The organism is Daejeonella sp., assembly GCF_017495225.1.
Taxonomy (GTDB): Bacteria; Bacteroidota; Bacteroidia; order Sphingobacteriales; family Sphingobacteriaceae; genus Daejeonella.
Genome location: NZ_JAFEIG010000016.1, coordinates 23,201 through 29,965 on the forward strand (window position 1 = coordinate 23,201; position 6,765 = coordinate 29,965).

General features: G+C 34.4%; 7 protein-coding genes and 1 tRNA gene. 4 read left to right on the forward strand and 4 right to left on the reverse strand.

The window, feature by feature from the left end; all coding sequences use genetic code 11:
* The first annotated feature begins 4 nt into the window (after nucleotides 1-4).
* The 3 genes from QZ136_RS06420 to QZ136_RS06430 all read left to right on the forward strand — a co-directional run bounded on the left by QZ136_RS06420 (nucleotide 5) and on the right by QZ136_RS06430 (nucleotide 1,862).
* Entirely contained in the window at nucleotides 5-1,294 is a 1,290-nt protein-coding gene (locus QZ136_RS06420; RefSeq protein ID WP_291401611.1) for a hypothetical protein, read from the forward strand.
* Between the two features lie 77 nt (nucleotides 1,295-1,371).
* A complete protein-coding gene (locus QZ136_RS06425; protein ID WP_291401613.1) occupies nucleotides 1,372-1,542 on the forward strand; it encodes a hypothetical protein in 171 nt (56 codons plus the stop codon).
* Between the two features lie 38 nt (nucleotides 1,543-1,580).
* A complete protein-coding gene (locus QZ136_RS06430) occupies nucleotides 1,581-1,862 on the forward strand; it encodes a hypothetical protein (RefSeq protein ID WP_291401615.1) in 282 nt (93 codons plus the stop codon).
* A 197-nt stretch (nucleotides 1,863-2,059) separates the two neighbouring features.
* Here QZ136_RS06430 and QZ136_RS06435 read toward each other — a convergent pair whose 3' ends face one another.
* The 4 genes from QZ136_RS06435 to QZ136_RS06450 all read right to left on the reverse strand — a co-directional run bounded on the left by QZ136_RS06435 (nucleotide 2,060) and on the right by QZ136_RS06450 (nucleotide 4,180).
* The gene (locus tag QZ136_RS06435) at nucleotides 2,060-2,512 is read right to left on the reverse strand and encodes a hypothetical protein (RefSeq protein WP_291401617.1); all 453 of its coding nucleotides are present in this window, start codon (nucleotides 2,510-2,512) and stop codon (nucleotides 2,060-2,062) included.
* Nucleotides 2,513-2,901: 389 nt separating this feature from the next.
* Nucleotides 2,902-2,976, reverse strand: a tRNA-Val gene (locus QZ136_RS06440).
* A 132-nt stretch (nucleotides 2,977-3,108) separates the two neighbouring features.
* Nucleotides 3,109-3,834: a DNA repair protein RecO gene (gene recO / locus QZ136_RS06445; protein ID WP_291401618.1), complete on the reverse strand. Its 726-nt coding sequence runs from the start codon at nucleotides 3,832-3,834 to the stop codon at nucleotides 3,109-3,111.
* A complete protein-coding gene (locus tag QZ136_RS06450) occupies nucleotides 3,824-4,180 on the reverse strand; it encodes a diacylglycerol kinase family protein (RefSeq protein ID WP_291401621.1) in 357 nt (118 codons plus the stop codon). The genes recO and QZ136_RS06450 overlap by 11 nt, the downstream gene beginning before the upstream one ends.
* A gap of 231 nt (nucleotides 4,181-4,411) precedes the next feature.
* On the opposite strand from QZ136_RS06450, the gene QZ136_RS06455 reads away from it, so the two are divergent.
* Entirely contained in the window at nucleotides 4,412-6,670 is a 2,259-nt protein-coding gene (locus QZ136_RS06455) for an MMPL family transporter (protein WP_291401623.1), read from the forward strand.
* Nucleotides 6,671-6,765: the final 95 nt, after the last annotated feature.

A 6,765-nucleotide genomic window follows, 5' to 3' on the forward strand; every position in this document is an offset into this window, starting at 1 on the left:
TACAATGAACAAACAAACCATCGCTAATTATAAGCACTTTCTTATACAAGCACCTACACCTGATGTTGAGAAAATCAATGAATCTACCTTTACCAATTATGCTAAAGCATGGGCTCATATAGGATTTCTTCCAATTTTGTCAAAGATTGACGAGTACACTTATCATGTTAAATTATACTTATATGCCTCCGCAATTAAAGATCGAGAAGAGCTTTGCATGTTCATGGCTACCTACTTTCGTGAAAGGTTTCGACAATTGTCTACCAAGGCCAAGTGCAACCAAATACTAGTATATGCTCGAATTTGGTTAAAGCCTGAGGAGATTGCTTCTGCCAATAGTATAAATGACTTAGAGCAATCCTTATTATCTATTCTTCCAGATGAAACCCCTCTTAGATGTAATGACCTAGGTGAAGGAGTAAGACATTACCTATCAAACATACCAAGCACATTCCACTATTGGAACGATCTTATTTTGAATGGGTATTTTGAAGCAGATTATGAAGAAAAGTGCCGTTTGGAAGATGAACAGAAAAAACTGGAGGAATCAGGCTCTTCAAACATTAAACTTCACGTATTTATAAAAACTGGAGGTCAACAACCTGCTACTTGGAATGCAAAGGACATAAATAATTACTTCCAAGGGAATATTGCTAAAAAATGGGCAATGTTAAATGGTTATCTTCCAACATACACTGGTTATACTAATGGAACAATTCAGTTTAACCTTGTTACCGATCCAAGGTGTACAGATTTTAATTGGATAAGTCTATGTAATAAAATCGCTATTCAGTATAAGCAAGAAGTAAACCTATTAAAAGACGCTACAAACTTCGAAGTGAAACACTTTGTTGTGAATGACATTATTGGGTTTAATATAGATGCTAGTGATGCTGAAAAGTTTAGAAGGCTTAATGAAAGAGTTAAAGCAACATATGCTTCCATGCCTAAAGAATCATCGTGGACTCATTATGGAAAAATACATTTAAATAGACCCCTAACAATTCCAGTGGCTAAAGAAATTGAGTTAGAACTTGATATATCTGATCAGAAAAATAAGCCAAAAGATGAAGAACCAAAAGGAAGATTAACAATTTCAGCAGCTATAAAAGCAGCTTTAGATCTTGGTTTCACAGAACGAAAAGCCAAGACACAACATCAAGGACCTAAAAGTCAGTCTGAGCAAAGCTCAAAGAGGAATTTGGAAATAAAAGAACAAGCTTTAAAAGAAATAATGGAAAACAGGAATGTAAGCAGAGAGGAAGCAGAGAGGATTATGGCAAATCCGTGGTGAAAAAAATAAATTTAATGCCATGTTAATAAGATACTATCTATTCTAGCGGCAAGGTAAATAATTTAAAAAATACATTTATGAAATTTCAAGAAAAAGCATCTTCGGCTAAAACACACTTTATTATCAGCTTTATCAAATCCATTATTAGATTAATTGGATGTGGTGCATTATTTTATGGCTACATACCATTAGCAGCATTATTATTTGGAGGAGCAGAACTCTTGGGTATAGCAGAAGAAGTGTTTTAATTTTATATTTATTAAATAAATCAGATAAATAATCCAACATGAAAAAAATATTAACTTTTTTAAGGTCAATCTTTTTGCAATCATTATTAGCAACTGTAGCATTTTATTCTTGGTATGAAGCTCAAGAAATAGGAAATAAAGAGTTAACAGATAACGGCACATATTTAAAAGAACTTCCTAATGGCGATTATGAAAGTGTAGGAACATCCGTGGCAGTTTCAACAGGATATATTGGTGGAAGCTTAGCAATGGGCTTAATTTGTAGTGTATGTATAATTATGATTGTATGGATTGAAGTGAATAAAAAACCTCAATCATAAGCCTAAAATACATTATATATTCGGAGTAGTTTAAACTACAAGGTGCTGTAAATAGATATAAATCTTTTTATACGAGAATCCTTTCATACATGTATTTGAAAAAGTACTAATAGTAAACTTTAGAATAGTCTTAAACTAATTTAAATTCAATAAAAAAATTTTAATTAGAAGCCTTGTTTTTAAAATGGGTTTTAATATTAAACGATTACCCCCGTTTTAAGTTTTATAAAATAGATTTTAAAGATATATTCCAGATGTAATTTTAGGAGGATATTGCTATTACGAATAATCATGAAAGTATATAATCTCATAATTATTATTAAGCATGCAACTAGAATGAGATAGAAATCAAAATAGATAGAAATGTAAATTAATACTATGGTTAGAATTAAATTCCAAGTAACAAGTCCGAAATTATTACCAGTTGAAATATTGACAAATTTTATCACACCATCTTTTTGCTCAAAATCTATCCAATATTCAAATTTTTCTTTATTTTGAGTTAATGTCATATAGATTTTATCGTTAAAATTTAAATCGGAAGTGATTCTAGTGTTTGAATAAGGTTCTTGATCAATAATTCCATCTACGAAACATGGTTTTTTAAGTTCATCCCAAGAATTAATCGTTGTTTTTTTAAGAAAAAACATATAATCTTCAATAGTTACTTTTCTATCAAAGATTGGAATAGCGCTGGAAGACTTATAATAACCAAATAAGATTAGTCCAATTGTAGATCTTATAATTTTAATTATTTTAAGAGGACTCATTATTTCAAATTTCCTAAATGAATAGTGAATATAATTTTTTTATCAAAACTATCAATTAAGTGTGTTTTATATAGTTTTTTGCACTAATTTAAGATTTAACTTTGAATACAAAGTTACGACCAATGAGAGATTCCTGCCGTTTAAGAATTTAAAACTCTATATTCTAAGTATCCTCCGTAACGATCTCTCAAACAAGGTTTGTGTAAACCAATATGTAAACCGCATAAAAAAAGCACCTACAAATTAATGTAAGTGCTTGATTTTCAGTGTGGGAGATACTGGGTTCGAACCAGTGACCCCCTGCTTGTAAGGCAGGTGCTCTGAACCAGCTGAGCTAATCTCCCCTTTTGGGACTGCAAATATAGACTTAGCATTTAAATTCACAAAATTAATTTGAAAAATAATGCTAATTAACTCTAAAATAAGGTATTACATTTTAAAAAAGCATCCTTTATAATCTATTAGGCTCAGAAAACCTAGCCCATCACCTCCTCCAGCACCTCATGCGATCGTATTTGTCCGAAACCCTCCACATGACAGCGATAGTATGCCAAAATCTTCTCCAATAAAAATTTTCTTGCTGCGCCAGAAATTTTTAAATTTTCTAAATCATCAAAATTGGAATTGATGATAGAGGTCCAGACCGCCGCATAAGCCGGTTCTAAAAATAAAATGTGTGGGGGCTGGTGGTTTACATATCTACCATCCATCAAATCAAAATAAGCGCCATCCTTAGCCTGAGTCATATCGGGATAAAAACCCAAAAAGCGCGTCAAACGAAGCAAAAAGTACAGATGAAAATTTGCTAGTCCCGCGCTAACGCTATCCAAAATCTCAATAGCATGAAACAAAAACTCAAATAAAACTCCATCTGCCTCATGCTGCTTCAATGATTTATAAAGCACCTCATTTAAAAATAAAACGATAGAGCTTTTAACAATATCATAGGGAATAGTTAAAAATACAGGCTGATGCCGAAGCTCCGATACCCGCTGAATGCCTCCCGTTGATTTATGATAAACAACCATATCGAGGAGATGTAATGGCTGCAGACTGTTCAACTTAATCTTCGATTTTGGCTTTTTTATCCCATTAATTAGGTAAGATTGGAGCCCAAATTTTTCAGTAAATACCTGCACCACCACACTACTCTCAGAGTAATTAGTTGTTTTGAAAACGATGCCCCGGGTTTTATAAAGCATGAAATAGTTTAGGTAAAAATATAAAACATCCCACAAGGAATGCAAAAATAGCCGAAATCAATACCGCAGCGGCCGAAATATCCTTAATTAATCCCGCTTTGGGATTAAATTCCGGTGAAACTAAATCAACTAAAGTTTCGATTGCTGTATTGATCAACTCCACAATAAGCACCAGTGAAATCGCAGCAATTATCCAAATCCATTCGCATATCGCGATTTGAAGAATATAGCTTATAATCAGTGCTAAAGCCCCTAAAAAAGCATGAACTCTAAAATTCAACTGTGTTTTAAAGGAATATTTAATCCCATTAAAGGCAAAATAAAACCCTTTTAAAAACCTTTTCATGCATTATTAGGATTTATGTTTTTAGACATATCTACTCAAAATCGAAGCCAAAATCAGCTATTTATACTCTAAAAAACACATAATTAAACAGCAAATTAAGAATTTTTGTAGTTTTGTTAGCTTTGTACACGCTTACAACCTAAAACAACCCGTATGTGGAATAAATTTTCCAAATTTATACTTTCTAATCGTATATCTATCCTTATAGCTTTCTTTCTGATCACGGTATTCATGACCTGGAAAGCGAGTTCTGTTAAATTATCCTATACGGGAAGCAAGATTTTACCGCTTACCGACTCCGCTTTTATTGATTATAATAATTTTAAGAGTCAGTTTGGTGAAGATGGCAACATGATGGTTTTAGGTGTTAGCACGCCTGATTTATTCAAAAAGGAGCAATTTAATGCTTGGAAGGCTCTTGCCGATGATATTCAAAAATTGGAAGGAATAAAGCAGGTTCTTTCTATCGGTAATCTTTATGATTTACAGAAAGATACTACCAATCAGCGTTTTGTGCTTAAGCAATTAAGCGGAAAAGCCGTGCTAACTGATGCCGAGATGGATAGCATTAAGCAGCGTATGTATGAGCTTCCTTTTTATGAAGGGCTCCTATACAACAAGCAGAGTAATGCCACTTTAATGGCAATTAACATTGATTTTAAGGTTTTAAATACCAAGCAAAGGGGACCAGTAATTCAGTCGATTCTCGCTAAGGCGAAGGCATACAGTGATAAGACCAAAAATGAAGTGCATTATTCCGGATTACCATTCATCAGGACGGCAGTTAGTCAGTTGGTTTCTAAGGAGTTTGTACTATTCCTCGGACTTTCAATATTAGTGGCGGCGGTGATTTTATTTTTCTTTTTCCGCAAACTTTATCCTGTTCTTTTCCCAATTTTATTGGTGATTGTGGGTGTAATTTGGAGTCTGGCCACTTTGGTCATGTTTGGCTATGAAATCACCATTTTAACGGGATTAATTCCCCCGCTCATTGTAATTATTGGTATTCCCAACAGTATTTTATTGCTCAATAAATATCATAATGAACTTCGCAAGCATGGCGACAAGGACAAAGCACTAAATGTCACCATTTTACGAATCTCTGAGACTACTTTAATTGCAAATATTACAGCTGCTATCGGATTTGGAGTTTTATACTTCACCGGAAGCGCACTTTTGGTTGAGTTTGGGGTGGTTGCAGCCTTAAATGTGATGTTTACCTGGTTTATTTGCCTCTGTTTGATTCCGATAATTTTCAGTTATTTGCCAGCACCGAAATTAAAAGCCCAAGAAGAACATGACAACGGCTTTTTACAACGATTATTGGTTAAAACAGATGATTTAGTACATAATCGCAGTAAATTGATTTACGTTGCCACGATACTCATTACCCTTATTTCGGCAATTGGAGTTTTAAAAATCAATGTAAATGGCTATGTGGTCGACGATTTACCACAAAACTCACCAATTATCAGAGATCTTCAGTTTTTTGAGAAGAATTTCGAGGGAATATTACCATTAGAAATTGGGATTGATACGCGCAAGAAAAATGGCGTATTGAATCTTTCTACGATCAAAAAAGTAGATCGCATGGAAGAGATGATTTCGGCATATCCAGAATTTTCGCGTTCAATTTCATTAAATCAAGCCTTAAAATATGCCTCTCAAGCATTCTATAATGGGGATCCGCAATTTTTCCGCATCCCAAATGATATGGAAAAAAACTTTGTGTTAAGCTATTTGGCTAATTCAGGCGGGAATAATGATATGCTAAAAGGATTTATTGATAGCAATAAGCAGGTGGCGCGTGTTAGCTTCCAAATGGCAGATGTAGGTTCCAAACGCATGAATGAGCTGATGGAAGAGTTGAAACCCCGCATCGATTCAATTCTCAATCCCGAGCGTTTTGATGTACTCATGACCGGCTCGAGCATCATTTTTTCGAAGGGAACCGATTATATGTTAACCCACCTAGTTGAAAGCATACTTTTAGCCATTTTCTTAATCTCAATGCTTCGTCTTTGGCAGTTTAAAGATTTGAAAATCATGTTTATTTCGCTTTTGCCGAATATTGTCCCGCTAATTATTACAGCCGGTTTAATGGGATTTTTCAATATTCCGCTAAAGCCATCCACTATTTTAATATTTACCATTGCTTTCGGCTTGGCGTCAGATCAAACTATTTATTTCCTGACTCGCTACCAGCAAGAATTACAAACCACCAGTTTTAGCACATCTAGAGTGATTTCTGATACCATTCGTGAGACCGGCATCAGTATGACTCATATTGCCTTGGTCTTATTTTTTGGCTTTGGCATATTTACAGCAAGCACTTTCGGTGGTACCATGATTTTAGGATTGCTATTATCAATTACCTTGATTATTGCCCTGATTTCGAATCTTACCTTGCTCCCAGCGCTTTTGGTTTTATTGGACAAACGTAAGAGGAAGAAGATTGCGAAGGAAAAGGGCGAGACTTGGGATGTTTAAGGGGTTAGGGTATAAGATTGTAATCATTTGACTATTCCTCCCCCTACCCCCTCTAGAGGGGGACATGCACAACAACCTCTAATACCCTACTATAA